This window comes from Oxalobacteraceae bacterium OTU3CINTB1, from assembly GCA_024123955.1.
In the GTDB taxonomy this organism is placed as follows: domain Bacteria; phylum Pseudomonadota; class Gammaproteobacteria; order Burkholderiales; family Burkholderiaceae_D; genus Rugamonas.
This window is the reverse complement of record CP099652.1, coordinates 5,479,940-5,501,166: the sequence shown is the minus strand read 5'-3', so window position 1 is coordinate 5,501,166 and position 21,227 is coordinate 5,479,940. Positions and strand designations below refer to the sequence as shown.

At 66.6% G+C, this 21,227-nt stretch carries 15 protein-coding genes; all 15 read left to right on the top strand.

All coding sequences use genetic code 11. From position 1 onward, the window contains the following. Window positions 1-4 precede the first annotated feature (4 nt). The 15 genes from NHH73_23720 (at window position 5) to NHH73_23650 (ending at window position 21,215) form a co-directional block, all read left to right on the top strand. Window positions 5-439 (top strand): biopolymer transporter ExbD, encoded by a 435-nt coding sequence (locus NHH73_23720; protein USX25559.1) that lies wholly within the window; start codon window positions 5-7, stop codon window positions 437-439. After that, window positions 440-1,591: a tetraacyldisaccharide 4'-kinase gene (lpxK, locus tag NHH73_23715; GenBank protein ID USX25558.1), complete on the top strand. Its 1,152-nt coding sequence runs from the start codon at window positions 440-442 to the stop codon at window positions 1,589-1,591. It begins immediately after the preceding gene. Beyond that, window positions 1,581-1,769 carry a Trm112 family protein gene (locus tag NHH73_23710; GenBank protein USX25557.1) on the top strand — a complete coding sequence of 63 codons (189 nt, stop codon included), beginning with the start codon at window positions 1,581-1,583 and terminating at the stop codon, window positions 1,767-1,769. Before lpxK ends, NHH73_23710 begins: the two co-directional genes overlap by 11 nt. A gap of 24 nt (window positions 1,770-1,793) precedes the next feature. Next, a complete protein-coding gene (kdsB, locus tag NHH73_23705) occupies window positions 1,794-2,543 on the top strand; it encodes a 3-deoxy-manno-octulosonate cytidylyltransferase (GenBank protein USX29687.1) in 750 nt (249 codons plus the stop codon). Window positions 2,544-2,779: 236 nt separating this feature from the next. Then, window positions 2,780-3,436, top strand: coding sequence for an adenylate kinase (gene adk, locus NHH73_23700; protein ID USX25556.1), 657 nt, complete (start codon window positions 2,780-2,782; stop codon window positions 3,434-3,436). Between the two features lie 157 nt (window positions 3,437-3,593). Continuing rightward, window positions 3,594-5,804, top strand: a complete 2,211-nt coding sequence (locus NHH73_23695; GenBank protein USX25555.1) for a sodium-translocating pyrophosphatase — start codon at window positions 3,594-3,596, stop codon at window positions 5,802-5,804. A gap of 96 nt (window positions 5,805-5,900) precedes the next feature. Further along, a complete protein-coding gene (locus NHH73_23690; GenBank protein ID USX25554.1) occupies window positions 5,901-6,362 on the top strand; it encodes a hypothetical protein in 462 nt (153 codons plus the stop codon). A gap of 210 nt (window positions 6,363-6,572) precedes the next feature. Then, window positions 6,573-7,331 (top strand): SDR family NAD(P)-dependent oxidoreductase, encoded by a 759-nt coding sequence (locus NHH73_23685; protein USX25553.1) that lies wholly within the window; start codon window positions 6,573-6,575, stop codon window positions 7,329-7,331. A gap of 93 nt (window positions 7,332-7,424) precedes the next feature. Continuing rightward, entirely contained in the window at window positions 7,425-9,215 is a 1,791-nt protein-coding gene (ggt, locus tag NHH73_23680; GenBank protein ID USX25552.1) for a gamma-glutamyltransferase, read from the top strand. A 72-nt stretch (window positions 9,216-9,287) separates the two neighbouring features. Continuing rightward, the gene (locus tag NHH73_23675; GenBank protein ID USX25551.1) at window positions 9,288-10,463 is read left to right on the top strand and encodes a patatin-like phospholipase family protein; all 1,176 of its coding nucleotides are present in this window, start codon (window positions 9,288-9,290) and stop codon (window positions 10,461-10,463) included. Between the two features lie 111 nt (window positions 10,464-10,574). Then, entirely contained in the window at window positions 10,575-15,503 is a 4,929-nt protein-coding gene (locus NHH73_23670; protein ID USX29686.1) for an ATP-binding protein, read from the top strand. 70 nt (window positions 15,504-15,573) lie between these two features. Continuing rightward, on the top strand, window positions 15,574-16,290 hold the full coding sequence (locus tag NHH73_23665; GenBank protein ID USX25550.1) for a response regulator: 717 nt from the start codon (window positions 15,574-15,576) through the stop codon (window positions 16,288-16,290). A gap of 100 nt (window positions 16,291-16,390) precedes the next feature. Then, window positions 16,391-18,034: an AMP-binding protein gene (locus NHH73_23660; GenBank protein USX25549.1), complete on the top strand. Its 1,644-nt coding sequence runs from the start codon at window positions 16,391-16,393 to the stop codon at window positions 18,032-18,034. Continuing rightward, window positions 18,031-20,406 carry a bifunctional salicylyl-CoA 5-hydroxylase/oxidoreductase gene (locus NHH73_23655; GenBank protein USX25548.1) on the top strand — a complete coding sequence of 792 codons (2,376 nt, stop codon included), beginning with the start codon at window positions 18,031-18,033 and terminating at the stop codon, window positions 20,404-20,406. The genes NHH73_23660 and NHH73_23655 overlap by 4 nt, the downstream gene beginning before the upstream one ends. Next, window positions 20,403-21,215: an SDR family oxidoreductase gene (locus NHH73_23650; GenBank protein USX25547.1), complete on the top strand. Its 813-nt coding sequence runs from the start codon at window positions 20,403-20,405 to the stop codon at window positions 21,213-21,215. Before NHH73_23655 ends, NHH73_23650 begins: the two co-directional genes overlap by 4 nt. Window positions 21,216-21,227 lie beyond the last annotated feature (12 nt).

Genomic DNA, 21,227 nt, shown 5'->3' with positions numbered 1-21,227 from the left:
CCGCATGAATTTCCGCAAAGGCCGGCACCGCGAGGACCCCGAGATCAACCTGATCCCGTTTATCGACGTGTTGCTGGTGATTTTGATTTTCCTGATGGTCTCGACCACCTACAGCAAATTCACCGAGCTGCAGATCACCTTGCCGACCGCCGACGCGCAGAAGCAGGAAGAAAAGCCGTTCGAACTGAACGTGACCGTCGACGCCAAGGGCAACTACACGATCAACGGCGAACCGGTGTCGTTCCGCGACGTGGCCGGCCTGGCGCAGTCGATGAAAACGGTTGCCGACAAGGGCGGAGAGCCGGGCAGGTCGCCGGTGGTGGTGGTCAACGCCGACCAGTTCGCGATGCACCAGATGGTCATCAACGTGATGGAGGCGGCCCGCATCGCCGGTTATGAGAAGCTGACCTTCGCCGCGCAGACCGGTGCCGCCAAATAAGTGTCGCCGCCTAGTCCTCATACATCGTCCGCGCTGGAAACGACGCTGACGCGCAACTGGCTGCGGCGCGGTCCGCTCGCCTGCGCGCTGTGGCCGCTGTCCTTGCTGTTCCGCGCGTTGAGCGGTTTGCGCGCGCGGCTGTACCGCGCCGGCCTGCTCAAGTCGTCGCGGCTGCCGGTGCCGGTGGTGGTGGTTGGCAATATCTACATCGGCGGCACCGGTAAGACACCGCTGACGATCTGGCTGGTGCAAGCCTTGCAGGCGGCCGGCATGCGCCCGGGGGTGGTGTCGCGCGGCCATGGCAGCGGGCAAGGCCGCGACGGCGCGCGCGAAGTGGGCGCCTTGTCGACGCCGGCCGAGGTCGGCGACGAGCCGTTGCTGATCAAGCAGCGCACCGGCTGTCCGGTCATGGTCGGGCGCGACCGCGCCGCCACCGGGCGGGCGCTGCTGGCGGCCCATCCCGACGTGGACATCATCCTGACCGACGACGGCTTGCAGCATTACGCGCTGCAACGCGATATCGAAATCATCCTGTTCGACGGCCGCGGCGCCGGCAATGGCTGGCTGCTGCCGGCCGGGCCGCTGCGCGAGCCGGTCTCGCGCCGGCGCGATTTCACCGTGATCAACGCGCCGCTGCTGACCGACGAGCTGATACGCGCCGTCGGCTGCCCACTTGGAAAGTCCATGTCGGGGTCAGACCCCGACATCGGGTCCGCCTCGGCAACAATGTCGGGGTCTGACCCCGACAAATTAGACCCCGACAAGCTGGCGCCGATCCAGATGACCTTGGTGGGCGAGTATGCCGAGCAACTGCGCGACCGGAGCCAGCGCCGTCCGTTGGCCGGGCTGAACCAACCCGGCTTGCGGCTGGCCGCCGCCGCCGGCATCGGCAATCCGTCGCGCTTCTTCGGCATGCTCAAGGCCGCCGGCCTGTCCATCGCCGAGCTGCCTTTGCCCGATCATCACGACTACACCGACCGTCCGTTCGCGCTGCTGGAGGCCGATATCATCTTGATGACCGAGAAGGATGCAGTAAAATGTGCGCAAATTGAAGAACTCAGAGACGACCCGCGACTATGGGTCGTCCCGGTAACGGCGCGCATCGACGCGGCGCTGGCCGACCAAATCGTGGAGAAATGTCGTGGACGCTAGATTGCTTGATATCCTGGTATGCCCGGTCTGCAAAGGCCCCCTTGAGTACGATAAGAAAGCCCAGGAAATGATCTGCAAGGGCGACCGCCTGGCGTTTCCGATCCGCGACGGCATCCCGATCATGTGGGCCGATGAGGCGCGTACTTTGCAAGATAAACTGCACGATAAGGTGGATTGAGCGGTGCAGTCCGTTTCCGCCCCGATGTCCCCGTTCATCGTCATCATCCCGGCGCGCCTGGCCTCGACCCGCTTGCCGAACAAGCCGTTGGCCGACCTCGGCGGCAAGCCGATGGTGGTCCGCGTGGCCGAGCGCGCCGCCTCGGCGGGCGCCGCGCGCATCATCGTCGCCACCGACCATGAAGACATCCGCGCCGCCTGCGAACTGCACGGCGTGGAAGTGTGCATGACGCGCGGCGACCATCCGTCCGGCACCGACCGCATCGCCGAAGTGGCGCGCACCCTGAACCTGCCGGCCGACGCCGTCGTCGTCAACCTGCAGGGCGACGAGCCGCTGATCGACCCGGCGCTGCTGCAAGCGGCGGCCGCCCGCATCGGCGCCGACGTGCCAATGGCGACCTGCGCCCATCCGCTGCACGATGTTGCCGACGCCTTCAACCCGAACGTGGTCAAGGTGGTGTTGGACAAGGCCGGACGGGCCCTGTATTTTTCCCGCGCGACCATACCGTGGAACCGCGACGCCTTTGTGCAGTCCAAAGAAGCACTGCCAGCCGGCTACGTACCGCTCCGTCACATCGGACTGTACGCCTACCGCAATGATTTCCTGCAAGCCTATCCGGCGCTGGACGTCTCGCCGCTGGAATCGATCGAAGCGCTGGAGCAGCTGCGCGTGCTGTGGCACGGCTATCCGATCGCCGTCCATGTCACCGACTCGGCGCCGGCCGCCGGTGTGGATACGCCGGAAGACCTGGCCCGGGTTCGGCTGCTGTATTGATATAGATCAACTTATCGCCATAAATCAATCATAAACAGGGAGCAAGTGCGATATTCATACGGAATATCTCTGTATGCTCCCGTTTTGCCAGCGAAGGGCGGCGCAAGCTGTCACAAATTGGCGTTTAGACGAAGTTTTGTGGTAAGTTTCGTACCAACATAGTCGGACTTACAGTATTTCTACTGTCTCCACGCAAACACTCACCACATCCAAAATCTGTTTTTAGGAATTTTTTCATGCGTCTTATTCTTTTAGGGGCACCAGGTGCAGGCAAGGGCACCCAGGCTAATTTCATCAAAGAAAAATACAACATCCCGCAGATCTCGACCGGCGACATGTTGCGCGCCGCGATCAAGGCCGGGACGGAGTTGGGCGTAGCCGCCAAAAAGGTGATGGATGCGGGTGGCCTGGTTTCCGACGACATCATCATCGGCCTGGTGCAAGAGCGTTTGCAGCAGCCCGACTGCGCCAACGGCTACCTGTTCGACGGCTTCCCGCGCACCGTCGCGCAAGCCGACTCGATGAAGGACAACGGCGTGGCGGTCGACTATGTGCTGGAAATCGACGTGCCGGACGACTCGATCATCGAGCGCATGGACGGCCGCCGCGTGCACCCGGGTTCGGGCCGCGTCTACCACGTCAAGTTCAATCCGCCCAAGGTGGACAACAAGGACGACGTCACCGGCGAAGACCTGGTGCAGCGCGACGACGACAAGGCGGAAACCGTCAAGAAACGTCTGGACGTGTATCACAATCAAACCGAGGTGCTGCTGGGTTACTACAATACCTGGGCACAGTCGGGCGAGCCTGGCGCGCCGAAATACCGCCGCATCGCCGGGGTCGGGCCGGTTGAACAAATTCGCGACAGCGCGTTTGCCGCGCTCGCCGAATAAGCGGTAAAGTAGAGCGGACCGAGTGTCCGCTTTTTTTTTAAGGCTGGATGCCCTCCCGATTTGACGTTTTGCAGTTCGCAGGTTAGTCGGCTGTCCCCACCGGACAGCTACTGAAGTGTGGTTTGTAGGCTCGTTCAATAAAAATAAGGGGACATCTATGGCAGCCAGTCTTTGGTTAGCAGTCGGTTGCGGCGTTATCGCCGTGGTTTACGGTTTATGGTCACGTAGTTGGATTTTGCGCCAGGACGCGGGCAACCCGCGCATGCAGGAAATATCCCTGGCGATTCAGCAAGGCGCCGCCGCCTACCTGGCGCGCCAGTACCGCACCATCGGCATTGTCGGCGTGGTGCTGCTCATCCTCATCGGCGTATTACTCGATATTAATACCGCGATCGGCTTCCTGATCGGCGCGGTGCTGTCCGGCGCGTGCGGCTTCATCGGCATGAACGTCTCGGTGCGCGCCAACGTGCGCACCGCGCAGGCCGCCTCCAAGGGCATGAACGAGGCGCTCGACGTCGCCTTCAAAGGCGGCGCCATCACCGGCATGCTGGTGGTCGGCCTCGGCCTGCTGGGCGTGGTGCTGTTTTATATGTACCTGATCGCTGGCTTGCCCGCCGAGCTCGGGTCTAATTTGCACAAGGTCATCGAACCGCTGATCGGGCTGGCGTTCGGCGCCTCGCTGATCTCGATCTTCGCGCGGCTCGGCGGCGGCATCTTCACCAAAGGCGCGGACGTCGGCGCCGACCTGGTCGGCAAGGTCGAGGCCGGCATCCCCGAGGACGACCCGCGCAACCCGGCCGTGATCGCGGACAACGTCGGCGACAACGTCGGCGATTGTGCCGGCATGGCCGCCGATCTGTTTGAAACCTACGTCGTCACCTTGATCGCCACCATGCTGCTGGGCGCGCTGTTGATGACCACGTCGAGCACGGCGGTGGTCTATCCGCTGCTGCTGGGGGCGGTCTCCATCATCGCCTCCATCATCGGCTGCTCGATGGTCAAGGCCAAGCCGGGCAAGAAGATCATGTCGGCGCTGTACACCGGCCTGTGGTGGGCCGCCGGGCTGTCGCTGATCGGCTTCGCGGTCGTCACGTGGCAGGTCTGGCCGGACGAGGCGATGCGCATGCGCATGCTCGGCTGCACCGTGGTCGGCATCGTGCTGACCGGGCTGATGGTTTACATCACCGAGTACTACACCGGCACCGATTTCTATCCCGTCAAACATATCGCCGAGGCCTCCACCACCGGCCACGGCACCAATATCATCGCCGGGCTGGGTGTGTCGATGAAGTCGACCGCCTGGCCGGTGCTGGCCGTGTGCGCGGCGATTTTGGTCTCCTACCAGCTGGGGCAACTGTATGGCGTGGCGATCGCCGCCACCTCGATGCTGTCGATGGCAGGCATCGTCGTCGCGCTCGACGCCTACGGCCCGATCACCGACAACGCCGGCGGCATCGCCGAAATGGCCGGCATGCCGGAATCGGTGCGCGCCATCACCGACCCGCTCGACGCGGTGGGCAACACCACCAAGGCCGTCACCAAGGGCTACGCCATCGGCTCGGCCGGGCTCGCCGCGCTGGTGCTGTTCGCCGACTACACGCACGCGCTCGAATCGGCCGGCAAGAGCATCACCTTCGACCTGTCCAATCCGATGGTGATCGTCGGCCTGATCATCGGCGGCCTGATTCCCTACCTGTTCGCCGCAATGGCGATGGAAGCGGTGGGGCGGGCGGCCGGCGCGGTGGTGGTGGAGGTGCGCCGCCAGTTCCGCGACATCAAGGGCATCATGGACGGCACCGGCAAGCCGAAGTACGACAAGGCGGTCGACATGCTGACCGCCTCGGCCATCAAGGAAATGATCGTGCCGTCGCTGTTGCCGGTGGTGGTGCCGGTGGTGGTCGGCATGCTGCTGGGATCGGCCGCACTGGGCGGCATGCTGATGGGCACCATCGTCACCGGCCTGTTCGTCGCCATCTCGATGACCACCGGCGGCGGCGCCTGGGACAACGCCAAGAAATACATCGAGGACGGCCACTTCGGCGGCAAGGGCTCGGAGGCGCACAAGGCGGCGGTGACCGGCGACACGGTCGGCGACCCGTACAAGGATACCGCCGGCCCGGCGGTCAATCCGCTGATCAAGATCATCAACATCGTCGCCTTGCTGCTGGTGCCCTTGCTGCCGGCCTCGGGCTGGCTGGCGGTGAGCGCGCCGGTGATGGCCGCGCACGCGCCGGCGCCGGTGCGGGCCTTGCCTGAAGACGCGCCGCCGCCGCCACGCCCGGCCTCCCCGTTGACGGAAGGCGCGCCGCTGGCGCCGGGCATGCCGCCACCGCCGCCGCCGGCCTCCGAACCGGCGCCGGCCAGGTAAGCGGGCGCCAGAAGTTACGAATTGTTTCAGGGCCTTTCGTGCGCCGCCATGCCTGCTAATAATATAAACAGGTAACAGCACTTGGAAGGTGATGAAATGAACTCTCTCAAACCAGCCGCGTTGACGGCGGCGTTTTTCCTTGGATCGTTACTTTGCGCCAATGCCTGGGGTGACACGCCCCGGGCGGCGAAGATGAGTGAGGACGCCTACGCCAAGCTTCCCGTCTGCAAGCTCAGCGAAGACGGCAAGCGGCTCGCGGAGGAGCCTTGCCGCACGGCGCCGGCCGCCGCGCCGATGCCGCGCCGGCCGGTGCCGCTGACGATACAGCCGATGCCGAGCAACAAGCTCGCGCCGCAGGTCGCCATGCCCAAGCCGCAGCCGTCCACCCCGATCGAAACGCTGATGCAACCGCCCGGAAACCCGATTCCCGCGATCGGCTGCACCGCCGGCGGCTGCTACGACCCCAGCGGCGCGCGTCACAACACCGGCGCTGGCAACACCACGATCACACCGGCCGGCAAAATGTGCCAACGAAACGGCGCCTGGTTGCAGTGCTGACACTCCAGGGTCAGGTCCGCCATTTCTACACGGCCTGGGCCTTGACGTACCCACCGTAGGGTCAGTGCCGACATTCGGACACGAGCTCAACCGTGATGTGGTCCGGTTCGTGTACGAATGTCGGCACTGACCCCCGGACGTGGGTGGGATTTGGCGCTGTAATCGGTTATGATTGACGTTTACGTAAACGTCATTCGTACAGGGAGATTTATGCAGATCCAGGACAATGTATTCCTCATCACCGGCGGCGCCTCCGGACTGGGCGCGGCGACGGCGCGCATGATCGTCGAGGCCGGCGGCAAGGTCGTGCTGGCCGATGTGCAGGCCGAGCCCGGCCAAGCGTTGGCGGCCGAACTGGGTGGCGTCTTCGTCCAGACCGACGTGACCGCCGAGGCCGATGCGGTCCGCGCGGTCGCGGCGGCCGTGGCGCTGGGCACCTTGCGCGGCCTGGTCAACTGCGCCGGCATCGCGCCGGCCGCCAAGACCGTCGGCAAGGACGGCGCCCATCCGCTCGAACTGTTCCAGCGCACCATCAATATCAACCTGGTCGGCACCTTCAACATGGCGCGTCTGGCGGCCGAGGCGATGGCCAGGAACGCCGCCATCGATACCGGCGAGCGCGGCGTCATCATCAATACCGCCTCGGTGGCGGCCTTCGACGGCCAGATGGGGCAGGCCGCCTACGCGTCGTCCAAAGCCGCCGTCGCCGGATTGACCCTGCCGATGGCGCGCGACCTGGCCCGCAGCGGCATCCGCGTGATGGCCATCGCGCCGGGCATCTTCGAGACGCCGATGTTGATGGGCATGCCCGCCGAGGTGCGCGACGCGCTCGGCGCCATGGTGCCGTTCCCGCCGCGCCTTGGGAAGCCGCATGAATACGCCCATCTGGCCAAGGCCATCATCGAGAATACGATGCTGAACGGCGAGACCATCCGCCTCGACGGCGCTATCCGCATGCAAGCCAAGTAAAACGGTTTAAACGATTTCGTGTAGGATGCCAGAATGATCGGGCGCGGCTAAGGGAGCCTTTCCCGGCAGGCGCGCCCTCTATTTGGAGAGCCCATGATTCGTTTGAAGACACTGGCGCGCAGCGCCGCACTGGCCATACCTTTGCTGGCCGTTTTGCACGCGCCGGTTTACGCGCAACGCGCGACGCCGGACGCGGCGCCGGAAATCGCCACCGGCTACGCTGAGAAGGCCGGCAAGTCCTCGCAAAAATTCATGGTCGCCGCGGCCAACCCGCTGGCCACGCAGGCCGGCTACCAGATGCTGAAGCAGGGCGGTTCGGCGATCGACGCGGCCGTCGCCACCCAGCTGGTACTGACACTGGTCGAGCCGCAATCGTCCGGCATCGGCGGCGGCTCCTTCATGCTTTACTCGGACGGCAAACGGGTGCAGTCGTATGACGGCCGCGAAACCGCGCCCGCGTCGGCCGACGAACACCTGTTCCAGGACGCCGACGGCAAGGCTGTCTCGCGCGAGATCGGCGTGATCGGCGGCCGTTCGGTGGGCGCGCCCGGCGTGCTGCGCATGCTGGAGCTGGCGCACAAGCAGCATGGCAAGCTGCCGTGGAAAACCCTGTTCGCGCCGGCCATCAAGCTGGCCGAGGAGGGCTTCGCCGTCAGCCCGCGCCTGAACGCGCTGATTTCCTACGACCGCTACCTCGCCCGCGATCCGGTCGCCAAAAAATACTTCTTCGACGACGACGGCAAGCCGCGCCCCGTCGGCTACCTTCTGAAAAACCCGGAACTGGCGCGCACCCTGCGCGAGATCGCCGCCGGCGGCGCCGACGCCTTTTACAAAGGCCGCATCGCGCGCGACATCGCCGCCAAGGTGGCCTCGCATCCGACCAATCCGGGCAAGCTGACCGCCGCCGACATCGCCGGTTACCAGGCCAAGGAGCGCGCGCCGGTCTGCAGCGACTACAAGGCGTGGACCGTGTGCGGCGCGCCGCCGCCGTCGTCCGGCGGCATCGCCATCGCCCAGATGCTGGGCATCCTGGAGGTCAAGGACATCAGCCCGTACAAACCGGTCGACGGCATGCCGACCGCCGAAGCCATCCACCTGTTCTCGGAAGCGGGCAGGCTGGCCTATGCGGACCGCAACCGCTACGTGGCCGACACCGATTTCGTGCCGCTGCCGGGCAAGGGCGTCAGCGCCATGCTGGACAAGGCCTACCTGTCGCAGCGCGCGTCGCTGATCGGCGAGCGCTCGATGGGCCGCGCCAACTACGGCACGCCGGCCACCATGCAGGTGGCGTGGGGCGCCGACACCGCGATCGACAAGCCATCGACGTCGCACTTCGTGGCGGTCGACGCCTTCGGCGGCGGGCTGTCGATGACCACCTCGGTCGAAGACGCCTTTGGCGCACGCCAGATGGTCGACGGTTTCATGCTCAATAACCAGCTGACCGACTTCTCGTTCGATTCGCAGGACGCCGACGGCCCGATCGCCAACCGGGTGCAGGCCGGCAAACGCCCGCGCAGCGCGATGTCGCCGACCCTGGTGTTCGACAAAGGCACGCACCGGCTGGTGCTGGCCACCGGTTCGCCCGGCGGCTCGGCCATCATCAATTACGTGGCCAAGGTGCTGGTCGGGACGCTGGACTGGAAGCTCGACGTGCAGCAGGCCATCAGCCTGCCGAACATGGGCAGCCGCAACGGACCCACCGAGATCGAGGCGAAGCGGGTGGCGCCGGCGGTGATCGAGGAGCTCAAGGCGCGCGGCCATCAGGTGCGCGAGGGGGATCAAAACTCGGGCCTGCAGGGCATCCAGCGCCGCGTCGTCGACGGCAAGGCGCAGTGGTTCGGCGGCGCCGATCCGCGCCGCGAGGGGATTGTGCTGGGGGATTGAGTTTGTGGCAAACGTCGCCGAAAAGCCGCAGGCGCCTTCCCCAAACGCTGCATACCCTGCTAACCTTGGCGCATGGGAATTCAAAAGAAAACAGGCTTGATCCTGACGGGAGGCGGCGCCCGCGCGGCCTACCAGGTCGGCGTTCTACAGGCGATCTCGGAGATACTATGGGAGGCGGGCTGGCCTCCGGCGCGTAATCCTTTCGACATCATTTGCGGCACCTCGGCCGGCGCGATCAACGCCACCGCGCTGGCCTGCCGCGCCGATAACTTCGGCGAGGGCGTGCAAAAACTGCTCGACGTCTGGCAGCATATCGAGGTCGAACAGGTCTACCGCGCCGATTCGCTGGGCGTGATCCGCTCCGGCGCGCGCTGGCTGTCGTTGCTGTCGTTCGGCTGGCTGCTGCGCAAATGGCGCGCCGCGCCGCCGGCGTCCCTGCTCGACAACACGCCGCTGGTCGGCCTGCTGCACCGCATGCTCGACCTGCCGCGCCTCGACGCGGCGCTGTCCGAGGGCCTGCTGCACGCGCTGGCCGTCACCGCCTCGTCCTACACCGCCGGCAACCACCTGACGTTCTACCAGACCGCCGCCGACATCGCGCCGTGGATACGCATGCAGCGCGTGGCGCTGCAGGACCAGATCGGCGTCGAGCACCTGCTGGCGTCGTCGGCGATCCCGTTCATCTTCCCGGCCACGCCGCTGTACATGGGCGGCCACCGCGAGTATTGCGGCGACGGCTCGATGCGCCAGCTGGCGCCGATCTCGCCGGCGATCCACCTCGGCGCCAGCAAGGTGCTGGTGGTGGGGGCGGGGCGCCTGACCGAGCCGACGCGCAGCGCCGCCGAAAAAAGTTCGGCGCGCTATCCCAGCCTGGCGCAGATCGCCGGCCACGCGATGTCGTCGATCTTCCTCGATTCGCTGGCGGTCGACATCGAGCGCCTCGAGCGCGTCAACAAGACCTTGTCGATGCTGCCGCCGGAGCTGCTCGAACAAACTCCCCTCAAGCCGGTCAAGCTGCTGGTGATCGCGCCTTCCGAACGGCTCGACGATATCGCCAGCCGCCATATCGCCAGTTTGCCGGCGCCGATACGCACCATGTTGTCGGGAATCGGCGCGACCGAAACGCGCGGCGCCGCATTGGCCTCGTATTTATTGTTCGAATCGACTTATACTTGCGAGTTGATCCGCCTCGGTCAGCGCGACACCCAGGCGCGTAAAGAGGACGTGCTGGCCTTCTTTGAATCCTGAATTTGAATCCTGACCACCGACTGCGGGACCGTTTTGCCGTGTTTTAGACGCCAATTTCGACGCTTGTTCGCACACTTGCTGGTGCCGGTCCTGCTGCTGTGGGGACTCGGCATGGCCGCCGCATGGGCCGGCGCGCCGCCGCGCACCCTGCGTTTCGAGCAGCTCGGCGTCGAGAACGGGCTGGCGCAGGAATCGGTGCTGGCCATCGCCCAGGACACGCAGGGCTTCATCTGGCTCGGCACCCAGGCCGGCCTGACCCGCTTCGACGGCTACCGCACCGTCACCTACAAGAGCGCCGTCTCCGACCCCAATAGCCTGGTCGACAACTGGGTGCGGGTGCTGCACGTCGACGGCACCGGCCGCATGTGGGTGGGCACCGACGGCGGCCTGGATCTGTTCGATCCGGCCACGCGCCGTTTCACCCATTTCGCGCCGCAGGAACCGGGGCAGCGCGGCAACGGCAACCGCCACGTGCGCGCCATCGTCGACGATGGCCTGGGCGGCCTGTGGGTGGGCAGCGCCGACGGCCTGCACCACTTCAACCCCTCCACCAGGCGCTTTACCAGCTGGCACCACGACGCGGCCGATGCGGGCAGCCTGGCCAACGACCAGGTCAACGCGCTGGCGCGCGACGCCGCCGGGCGGCTGTGGGTGGCCACCGCCACCGGCCTCGATATGCTGGCGCCGGGCGCGGCGCACTTCCGCCACTACACGATGGACGCCGGCGGCGACAGCCGCTTTAACGCCGTGCTGTCGCTGCAGGTCGACAGCGCGCAGACGCTGTGGATCGGCACCATGGGCGGACTGGAACAATGGCGCCTGCTCGGGGTCGAGCCGCAGCGCCGCCGGCTGGGCGCGCGCGAAGGCATCAACCCCGGGGTCAGCGTCACCACCTTGTACGAGGATGTCGAAAACCAGATCTGGGTCGGCACCCAGGCCGACGGCTTGTTCCGCTGGCTGCCGGCGGAGAACCGGCTGACGCAGTACCGCCACCAGTTCAGCGACAGCCACAGCGTGGCGGACAACCAGATATCGGCCTTGTTCCGCGACCGCGTCGGCACCTTCTGGGTCGGCACCTGGAACGATGGCGTCAGTCGCGTCGACATGGGCAGCGGCGGTTTCGCGCGCATCGTGCGCCAGTCCGACATGCTCAACTCCGTGTCCGACAACAAGGTGCGGGCGATCGTCGCCGAGGGCGGCGCCAAGCTGTGGCTGGGCAGCGGCGGCGGCTTGAACCTGTACGATCCCGTCACCGGCGAGAGCCGGGTGTGGCGCCACGATCCGCGCGACCCCAATAGCCTGAGCGACGACCAGGTCACCGCGCTGCTGCGCGAAAAAAACGGCAACCTGTGGATCGGCGGACGGGCCGGCGTCAACTACCTCAATCCGGCCACCGGCGCGATCCGCGCGGTGTCGTTCATGAGCGCGGACGTCGGCAGCGACACGGTGCGCAACATCGTCGCCGACCGCGGCGGCATGCTGTGGGTCGCGAGCCGGGGCGGCCTGCACCGGCTCGATCCACGCACCATGGACGTGCGCACCTTCCGCCACAACCCGGCCGACGGAAACAGCCTGGCCGACAACGTGGTGCGGCCGATCCTGGAGGACCGCCGCGGCCAGCTATGGGTGGGCACCTTCAACGGCCTCGATCTGCTGGACCGCAAGACGGGGCGCTTCCGCCACTTCCGCCGCGACGCCGGCGATCCGTCCAGCCTCAGTCACGACGAGGTGCACTGCCTGTACGAGGACGCGCGCGGCACGATCTGGGTCGGCACGGCGGCGGGCCTGAACCGGATGGACGTGGCCTCGGACGGCAGCATCCGCTTTCGGCGCTACCTGCGCAAGGACGGCATCGCCGACGACGCCATCGCCTCCATCCTGCCCGACAACGCCGGCAACCTTTGGCTGAGCACCAACAGCGGCTTGTCGCGGCTGAACATCGATTCTGGCCTGGTGCGCAATTACAGCGGCGCCGACGGCACCATCGAGGGCGCCTACTTCGACGGCGCCGCGCTGCGCACGCCGGACGGCACGCTGTACTTCGGCGGCTTTAACGGCATCACGGCCTTTTCGCCCGGGGACGTGCGCGAAAACAGCGTGGCGCCGACGGTGGCGATCACCGACTTCCAGATCTTTAACAAGTCGCTCAAAGCCGGGCAGGGCGACCATCCGAAGGTGCTGACAACCGCCATCGAGCACACCAGCGCGCTGACCCTGAGCGAGAACGATTCGGTGTTCTCGCTGGAGTTCGCGGCGCTGCACTATGCCGCGCCCCAGCGCAACCGCTTCGCCTATCAGCTGCAAGGCTTCGACGAGGACTGGGTGGTGACCGACGCCACCAAGCGCTTCGCCACCTACACCAATCTCGATCCGGGCACCTACACCTTCCGCGTCAAGGCCGCCAACAAGGACGGCATCTGGAACGACAACGCGGCCACGCTGGCAATCACCATCCTGCCGCCGTTCTGGAAAACCTGGTGGTTCCGCAGCGTGATCGCGTTCCTGTTGCTGAGCGCCGCCTACGCGGCCTACCACGCGCGCGTGCGCAGCCTGCGCCGCCAGCAGCAGCGGCTCGAGCAGCTGGTCGGCTCGCGCACGGCGGAAGTCGAGCATAAGAACCTGCTGCTGCAGCAGCAGAAGCAGGAGCTGGAGCTGCGCCGGCTGGAGGCCGAAGCCCAGCGCGCCGAGGCCGAACAGCGCCGCCTCGACACCGAACGGCAGAAGAAGGAAGTCGAGCTGCAGAAGGAAAACGTCGAGCAGGCGCACCGCAACATCTCGGTGCTGAGCGAGCTGGGTCGGGAGTTGAGCGCCACCCTGGACATGGAAACGTCGATGCTGACGCTGTACCGCCACGTGCATCATCTGATGAGCGCCCAGATCTTCGGCATCGGCTTCGTGCGCGAGGACGACGGCGTGATCGATTTCCCGTTCGCGATCGAGGGCGGCGTGCGCACGCGGCCCTACCAGCGGCGGCTCGATGATCCGAACCAGCTGGCAGTGTGGTGCGTCACCCACCGCCAGCCGATTTTCATCAACGACATGCGCGCCGAGTACCGCGACTACATGGACGATTCCGGACTGGAGTCGGTGATGCTGTGCGTGCGCGAGGATGGCGTGCAGCTGGCCGCCGCGCAGTCCACCTTGTACGCGCCGCTGATCGCCGGCGACAGGGTGGTCGGCCTGATTTGCGTACAGAGCACGCAAAAGGACAGCTACCAGCGGGTGCACATGGACATCCTGCAGACGCTGGCGTCGCACGCGGTGGCGGGGCTGGAAAACGCGCGCGCCTACCAGCAGCTGGAGGAAGCGCTGCAGACGTTGCGCCAGACCCAGGACCAGCTGCTGCTGCAGGAAAAGCAGGTGCGCCTGCACACCGAGGAGCTGGCGCTGGCCAACCGCGCCTTGCAGGACAACGACGAGCGCCTGCGCCTGGCCAAGCGGAAGGCGGAGGACGCGACCCGGCAGAAATCCGAGTTCCTGGCCAATATGAGCCACGAGATGCGCACCCCGCTGGCCGGCGTTATCGGCATGCTGAACTTCGCGCTGCGCGACGGCCGGCTGCAGGACGGCACCCGCGAGCAGATCCTGCGCGGCCAGGCCAATGCGCAGTCGCTGCTGTCGATCATCAACGACCTGCTGGACTTCTCCAAGATCGAGGCGGGCAAGCTGACCATCGAGAACATCGACTTCTCGCTGTCGGCGGCGGTGCAGAACGTGGTCGGCCTGTTCGAGGAGCAGGCGGCGGCGCACAGCGTCGGCTTCCGCCTGGAGTTCGGCGACGGCCTGCCGCAGTTCGTCGTCGGCGATCCGACGCGGCTGCGCCAGGTGCTGGTCAACCTGGTCGGCAACGCCTTCAAGTTCACCCAGCACGGGTCGGTCATGATGCGCATCGAGCGCCTGCCCGACGATGCGCACGGAAACCGGGATGCGTGGGCCGGCCGCAAGGGGACGGTCAACCGCATTCGCTTCTCGGTCGCCGACACCGGCATCGGCATCGAGGCCGATGCCATCCCGCGCCTGTTCCAGCAGTTCGAGCAGGCCGACGCCTCCACCACCCGCCGCTACGGCGGCACCGGCCTTGGGCTGGCGATCTGCCGCCAACTGGTGGAGCTGATGGGCGGCAGCATCAGCGCCGTCAGCACGCCGGGGCGGGGCAGCGTGTTTTCGTTCGAGCTGCCGCTGGCGAACGGCGTGCCGCCGCCGCTGGTGCCGCATGTGCCGCGCGAGCCGCACAGCCACCAGCTCAAGGTGCTGTGCGCCGAGGACTTCCCCACCAACCAGATCATCATCCGCATGATGCTCGAGGACCTGGGGCACAAGGTGGACATCGCCGCCAACGGCGTGCTGGCGGTCAAGGCCTGTGCGCTGACCCGCTACGATTTGATCCTGATGGACGGCCGCATGCCGGAGATGGACGGCGCCAGCGCCACGCGGCTGATCCGCTCGGGCGGCACCGAAGCGTCGCCGGTGCGCGACCAGGAGCTGATGATCATCGCGCTGACCGCCAACGCCAGCGAGGAGGACCGCAGCCGCTACCTGGCCGCCGGCATGGACGATTTCCTCACCAAGCCGATCGACGAGGACAAGCTGCACTTCCAGCTGAGCCGCGCGATCGAGCGCCAGCTGCAGCGCGGCGTGAGCCTGCCGCGCATGGAGCCGCGCCGCCATCCCGCCATCGGCACGACGGAACTGGATGCGATGTTCGGCGTCGAGCCGGCCGCCTCGGAGCCGGCCAGGCTGGCGCAGCACAGCGGCGCCGGCGGCGATCTGAAAGCGCGCCTGCGCAACGCCTTCAACCAGGACGCGCCGCTGCGCCTGGCGGAGCTGGAGCAGGCCTTGGCCGGCGGCGACGGCGACACCGCCAGCCGCCTGCTGCACGGCATGAAGGGCAGCGCCGGCTATCTGGAGGAGCAGGAGCTGCAGGCCCTGTGCGGCGAACTGGAACTGTGCGCCGACCATGCCGACTGGCGGCGCATCGCCGATGCCATGCCGAAGCTGCGCATACTGCTGGAACAGGCGGGAGCGACTAGCACCCTGTAAGCCGCTTAAGTTGGCGACACCGGGATTGATGCCCTGTTTATAATGCAGGATCAAAGGCACAGGGAATGACATGAAAGTTCTGGTGGTCGACGACGACGTCGTCTCGCGCATGGTGTTGATGCATTTGATCGACAGCTGCGGCAAGTTCGACATCGTGGAAGCGGAGGATGGCGCCGACGCATGGCGGCAGCTGCGGGACGGCTTGCGGCCTGCTATCTGCTTTTGCGACCTGCGCATGCCCAATATGTCGGGCATGGAGTTGCTGCAGCACGTCAAAGGCGATGCAGACCTGAAGGGCATGCCGTTCGTGCTGGTGACGTCGGCCTCCGACAAGGACACCTTGCAGGAAGCCACCCAGGCCGGCGCCGCCGGCTACATCGTCAAGCCGTTCCAGGCGGAGCAGGTGCGCGTGCACCTGGCCGGCTTCCTCGACCAGGCGGCCAGCGGTTCCGGACACCAGGCCGAGGACCCGGTGGAGACATTGCGCCGCCTGGGCATCAACGCCGAGCGCCTGCTGGTGTACCTGAGCGGGTTTCACAACCAGCTGGCCGCCGCCGGCGGCGATCTCGAAGCGCTGCTCGCCGGTGGCGGCCAGCACGAAGCGCAGGCGCGCATCGACCGGCTGCACGCCGGCTGCGTGACCCTGGGCCTGGACGGCGCCGCCGCCGCGCTGAAGGGTTTTGCGCCGGGCCGCTTGTCCAACGAGGCGGTTCAGGCGGTGCTGTCGGACGTGATACGCGCGGTCGATCAACAGGCCGAATCGGTCCGCAAGAGCACCTCCGCCTGACCGCGTGTTGATTTTGCTCCGGGGTTGTTCCGCATATTTGGCTTGATGTTGATATAGTTTAGGTTTAAAGTATCTCCGACATTGCCATTCCAGGGCGACCATGAACCAACCTACCGACAGTTCCGCCGGCGCGTCAGCCAGCGCTTACACGGATCATTTCGCGCGCGATCACTTGCCGCCGCGCGCGCTGTGGCCCGAGCTTCGCTTCGACCTGCCGGAACTGCACTACCCGCCGCGCCTCAATTGCGTCCGCGAGTTGCTGAACGGCGCCGCCGATCTGGATGACCGCACCGCGATCCTGTGCGAACACGGAAGCTGGACCTACGCCGGCCTGCGCGAGCGGGTCGACCGTATCGCCCACGTGCTGCGCGGGCCGATGGGGCTCGAAGCCGGCAACCGCGTGCTGCTGCGCGGCGCCAACAATCCCATGATGGCCGCCTGCATCCTGGCGGTGATCAAGTGCGGCTGCATCGCCGTGCCGACCATGCCGCTGCTGCGCGCGCGCGAGCTGGCCGCCATCGCCGGCAAGTCCGAGATCAACGCGGTGCTGTGCGCCGAAGCGCTGCGCGCCGAACTGGAGGCGGTCGATCCGCCTTTGCCGCAAGCGGTGCGCGACAAGACCTTGTGGTTCGGCGGCGAGGACAGCCCGCTGGAGGCGCTGATGGCCGCGCAGCCGGCCAGCTTCGAGGCGGTCGACACGGCGGCAGACGATGTGTGCCTGATCAGCTTCACCTCCGGCACCACCGGCATCCCCAAGGGCACCATGCATTTCCATCGCGACGTGATGGCGGTCTGCGATTGCTTCCCGCGTTCGGTGCTGCGCTCGCGGCCCGGCGATGTCTTCATCGGCACGCCGCCGCTGGCCTTCACCTTCGGCCTTGGCGGCCTGCTGCTGTTTCCGCTGCGGGTGGGCGCGGCGGCGGTGCTGCTGGAGAAGCTGACGCCGGAAACGCTGCTCAAGGCGATGGAAAAATACCGCGCCACGGTGTGCTTCACGGCGCCGACGTTCTACCGGCAGATGGCGCAGATGGCCGGCGTCCACGACCTGGCCAGCCTGCGCGCGACCGTGTCGGCCGGCGAGGCGCTGCCCGCGGCCACGCGCGAGGCCTGGCGCCGCGCCACCGGCCTGGAAATGATCGACGGCATCGGCGCGACGGAGCTGCTGCACATCTTCATTTCGGCGGCGGACGGCCAGGTGCGCGCCGGCGCCACCGGCAAGCCGGTGCCGGGCTACCAGGCCTGCGTCCTCGATCATGACGGCCAGCCTGTCGGTCCCGGCGTGATCGGTCGGCTGGCGGTAAAGGGTCCGACCGGCTGCCGCTACCTGGCCGACGCGCGCCAGCGCGATTACGTGCTCAATGGCTGGAACCTGACCGGCGACGCCTACGAGATGGACGCCGACGGCTATTTCTACTACCGCTCGCGCACCGACGACATGATCATCTCGGCCGGCTACAACATCGCCGGCCCCGAAGTGGAGGACGCCTTGCTGCGCCATCCCGCCGTGGCCGAATGCGGCGTGATCGGCAGGGCCGACGACGAGCGAGGACAGATCGTCGAAGCGCACGTGGTGCTCAAGCCGGACGCCGTGCCGTCGCCGCAGCTGGCGGCGCAGCTGCAGGAATTCGTCAAGCAGCAAATCGCGCCTTACAAGTATCCACGTTCGATCCGTTTCCTCAAGGCGCTGCCGCGCACCGAGACGGGCAAGCTGCAGCGCTTCAAACTGCGTACGGAAAATCCATGAACATCCTTTGCATAGGCGGCGGCCCCGCCGGCCTGTATTTCAGCCTGCTGATGAAAAAGCAGAATGCCTCCCACCAGATCACCGTGGTGGAACGCAACCGGCCCTACGACACCTTCGGCTGGGGCGTGGTGTTTTCCGACCAGACGCTGGGTAACCTGATGAACGCCGACGAGCCGACCGCGCGCGAGATACTGCGGTCATTCAACCACTGGGACGACATCGACGTCTTCTTCAAAGGCGGCAAGGTGACGTCGGGCGGCCACGGGTTTTGCGGCATCGGCCGCAAGCACCTGCTCAACATCTTGCAGAAGCGCTGCGAGGAGCTGGGCGTGTCGCTGGTGTTCGAGACCGAGGTGCGCGACGACCAGGAACTGGCCGCGCGCCATGGCGCCGATCTGGTGATCGCCTCCGATGGCCTGAACAGCCGCATACGCACGCGCTACCCCGACAGCTACCAGCCGCGGATCGAGGCGCGCCAATGCCGCTTTGTCTGGCTGGGCACGCGCAAGAAGTTCGACGCCTTCACCTTCGCCTTCAAACAAACGGCGCATGGCTGGTTCCAGGCGCACATCTACCAGTACGACGGCGAGACATCGACCTTCATCGTCGAGACGCCGGAATCGGTGTGGCGCGCGGCCGGACTGGAGGAAATGAGCCAGGCCAGGGCGATCGCCTATTGCGAACAGCTGTTCGCCGAGCAGCTCGACGGCCATGAATTGATGTCGAATTCACCCCACCTGCAAGGGGCGAACATGTGGATCAAGTTTCCGCGCATCGTCTGCGACCAGTGGGTGCACTGGAACGACGCCGGCGGCAAACGGGTGCCGGTGGTGTTGATGGGCGACGCCGCCCATTCGGCGCATTATTCGATCGGCTCCGGCACCAAGCTGGCGCTGGAGGACGCGATCGAGCTGGCGCGCTGCTTCGGGCGGGCCGAAGATGCCGGAACTGCGCTGGCGGCCTACCAGGAGGCCCGCGCGGTCGAGGTGACCAAGCTGCAAAGCGCGGCGCGCAACTCGATGGAGTGGTTCGAGAACGTCGAACGCTATTCGGCGATGGAGGCGCCGCAATTCGCCTATTCGATGCTGACGCGCAGCCAGCGGCTGTCGCACGAAAACCTGCGCCTGCGCGATCCGGCCTATGTGGCCGGCTATGAGGACTGGTTCGCGGCGCGCGCCTTTGAACAGGCGGGCTTGCCGGCGCCGGCCGGCACCGCCGCAATCCACGTGCCGCCGATGTTCACGCCGTTCAAGGTGCGCAAGCTGGTGCTGAAGAACCGCATCGTGGTGTCGCCGATGGCGCAGTACAGCGCCGTCGACGGGGTTGTCGGCGACTACCACCTGGCGCACCTCGGCGCGCGGGCCATGGGCGGGGCGGCGATGGTGTTCGCCGAGATGACCTGCGTGTCGGCCGACGCCCGCATCACGCCGGCCTGTCCGGGGCTGTACGCGCCCGAACACACGCAGGCCTGGCGGCGCATTGTCGATTTCGTCCACCAGAACAGCGACGCGCACATCGCCGTGCAGCTGGGCCACGCCGGCGCCAAGGGTTCGACCCGCGTCATGTGGGACGGCATCGACCAGCCGCTCGAGAAGGGCAACTGGCCGCTGGTGTCGGCCTCGCCGCAGCAGTACCTGGCCGGCGTTTCGCAGACGGCGCGGGCGATGACCCTGGCCGACATGAGCCGCATCGAAGACGATTTCGTGCGCGCCACGCGCGCGGCGGACGAAGCGGACTTCGACTGGGTGGAGCTGCACTGCGCCCACGGCTATCTGCTGTCGTCCTTCATCTCGCCGCTGACCAACGAGCGTGGCGACGAGTATGGCGGCAGCCTGGAAAATCGCTGCCGTTATCCGCTGCGGGTGTTCGCGGCCATGCGCGCCGCGTGGCCGCGCCACAAGCCGATGAGCGTGCGCATTTCGGCCCACGACTGGGTCGAAGGCGGCATCACGCCGGACGACGCGGTGCGCATCGCGCGCTTGTTCAAGGCCGCCGGCGCCGATATGATCGATTGTTCGTCGGGGCAGGTGAGCAAGCTGGAAAAGCCGGTGTACGGGCGCATGTTCCAGGCGCCGTTCGCGGACCGGATACGCAACGAGGCCGGCATCGGCGCGATCGCGGTGGGCTCGATCTTCGAGGCGGACCATGCCAACGGCATCATCGCGGCGGGCCGCGCCGATTTGTGCGCGGTGGGGCGGCCGCACCTGGCCAATCCGGCGTGGACGCTGTGCGAGGCGGCGAAGCTGGGTTATACGGCGGTGAGCTGGCCCAGGCAGTATTTGCCGGCCAAGCAGCAGATGGAGCGCAATATGGCGCGCGAGCGCCAGTTGGCCTCGGCGAACAAGGTTGAACCACGCGGGACGGATGAATGAACGACCAATTGAATTCGCAAGGCACACTGCCTTTGGCCGGCAAACACGCGCTGGTCACGGGCGGTTCGCGCGGCATCGGCGCCGCCTGCGCGCAGGCCTTGCTGGCGCGCGGCGCGCGCGTGACGCTGGCCGGCCGCGACGCCGACGCGCTGGCCGCCGCCGAGGCGTCGATGCGCGCCATGTCGCCGCCGGGGGCGGAGATCGCCACGCAGGTGCTGGACGTCGCCGACGAGGACTCGGTGCGCGCCGGTTTCGCCGCCGCCGCCGAGCGCTTCGATCGCATCGATATCCTGGTCAACAATGCCGGCCAAGCCGTCGCCGCGCCGTTCGGCAAAACCGGCGCCGCGCTGTGGCAACGCATGCTGGACGTGAACCTGACCGGCACCTTCCACTGCACCCAGGCCGCGCTGCCCGCGATGCTGGAGGCGAAATGGGGCCGCATCGTCAACGTCGCGTCGACCGCCGGCCTGACCGGCTACCGCTACACCGCCGCCTACACGGCCGCGAAACACGGCGTGGTCGGCCTGACGCGCGCGCTGGCGCTGGAGGTGGCCACCAAGGGCGTGACCGTCAACGCCGTCTGCCCGGGCTATACTGAGACCGATATCGTGCGCGACGCCGTCGCCAACATCGTCGCCAAGACCGGCCGCAGCGAAGACGAGGCCCGCGCCGAACTGGCTGCCGGCAATCCGCAAAAGCGGCTGGTGCAAAGCGCCGAAGTGGCCAACGCCGTAGCCTGGCTATGCCTGGCCGAATCGGCCGCCATGAATGGACAGTCCATCGCCGTCGCCGGCGGTGAAGTCATGTGACGTACAAGGACG

Excerpts from the sequence above, each read along its gene's own strand:
- NHH73_23685 (USX25553.1), top strand. The coding sequence starts at position 6,573 with ATGCAGATCCAGGACAATGTATTCCTCATCACCGGCGGCGCCTCCGGA.
- NHH73_23655 (USX25548.1), top strand. The coding sequence starts at position 18,031 with ATGAACATCCTTTGCATAGGCGGCGGCCCCGCCGGCCTGTATTTCAGC.
- NHH73_23695 (USX25555.1), top strand. The coding sequence starts at position 3,594 with ATGGCAGCCAGTCTTTGGTTAGCAGTCGGTTGCGGCGTTATCGCCGTG.
- adk (USX25556.1), top strand. The coding sequence starts at position 2,780 with ATGCGTCTTATTCTTTTAGGGGCACCAGGTGCAGGCAAGGGCACCCAG.
- NHH73_23660 (USX25549.1), top strand. The coding sequence starts at position 16,391 with ATGAACCAACCTACCGACAGTTCCGCCGGCGCGTCAGCCAGCGCTTAC.
- NHH73_23665 (USX25550.1), top strand. The coding sequence starts at position 15,574 with ATGAAAGTTCTGGTGGTCGACGACGACGTCGTCTCGCGCATGGTGTTG.
- NHH73_23650 (USX25547.1), top strand. The coding sequence starts at position 20,403 with ATGAACGACCAATTGAATTCGCAAGGCACACTGCCTTTGGCCGGCAAA.
- ggt (USX25552.1), top strand. The coding sequence starts at position 7,425 with ATGATTCGTTTGAAGACACTGGCGCGCAGCGCCGCACTGGCCATACCT.
- kdsB (USX29687.1), top strand. The coding sequence starts at position 1,794 with ATGTCCCCGTTCATCGTCATCATCCCGGCGCGCCTGGCCTCGACCCGC.
- NHH73_23675 (USX25551.1), top strand. The coding sequence starts at position 9,288 with ATGGGAATTCAAAAGAAAACAGGCTTGATCCTGACGGGAGGCGGCGCC.
- NHH73_23670 (USX29686.1), top strand. The coding sequence starts at position 10,575 with ATGGCCGCCGCATGGGCCGGCGCGCCGCCGCGCACCCTGCGTTTCGAG.
- NHH73_23720 (USX25559.1), top strand. The coding sequence starts at position 5 with ATGAATTTCCGCAAAGGCCGGCACCGCGAGGACCCCGAGATCAACCTG.
- NHH73_23690 (USX25554.1), top strand. The coding sequence starts at position 5,901 with ATGAACTCTCTCAAACCAGCCGCGTTGACGGCGGCGTTTTTCCTTGGA.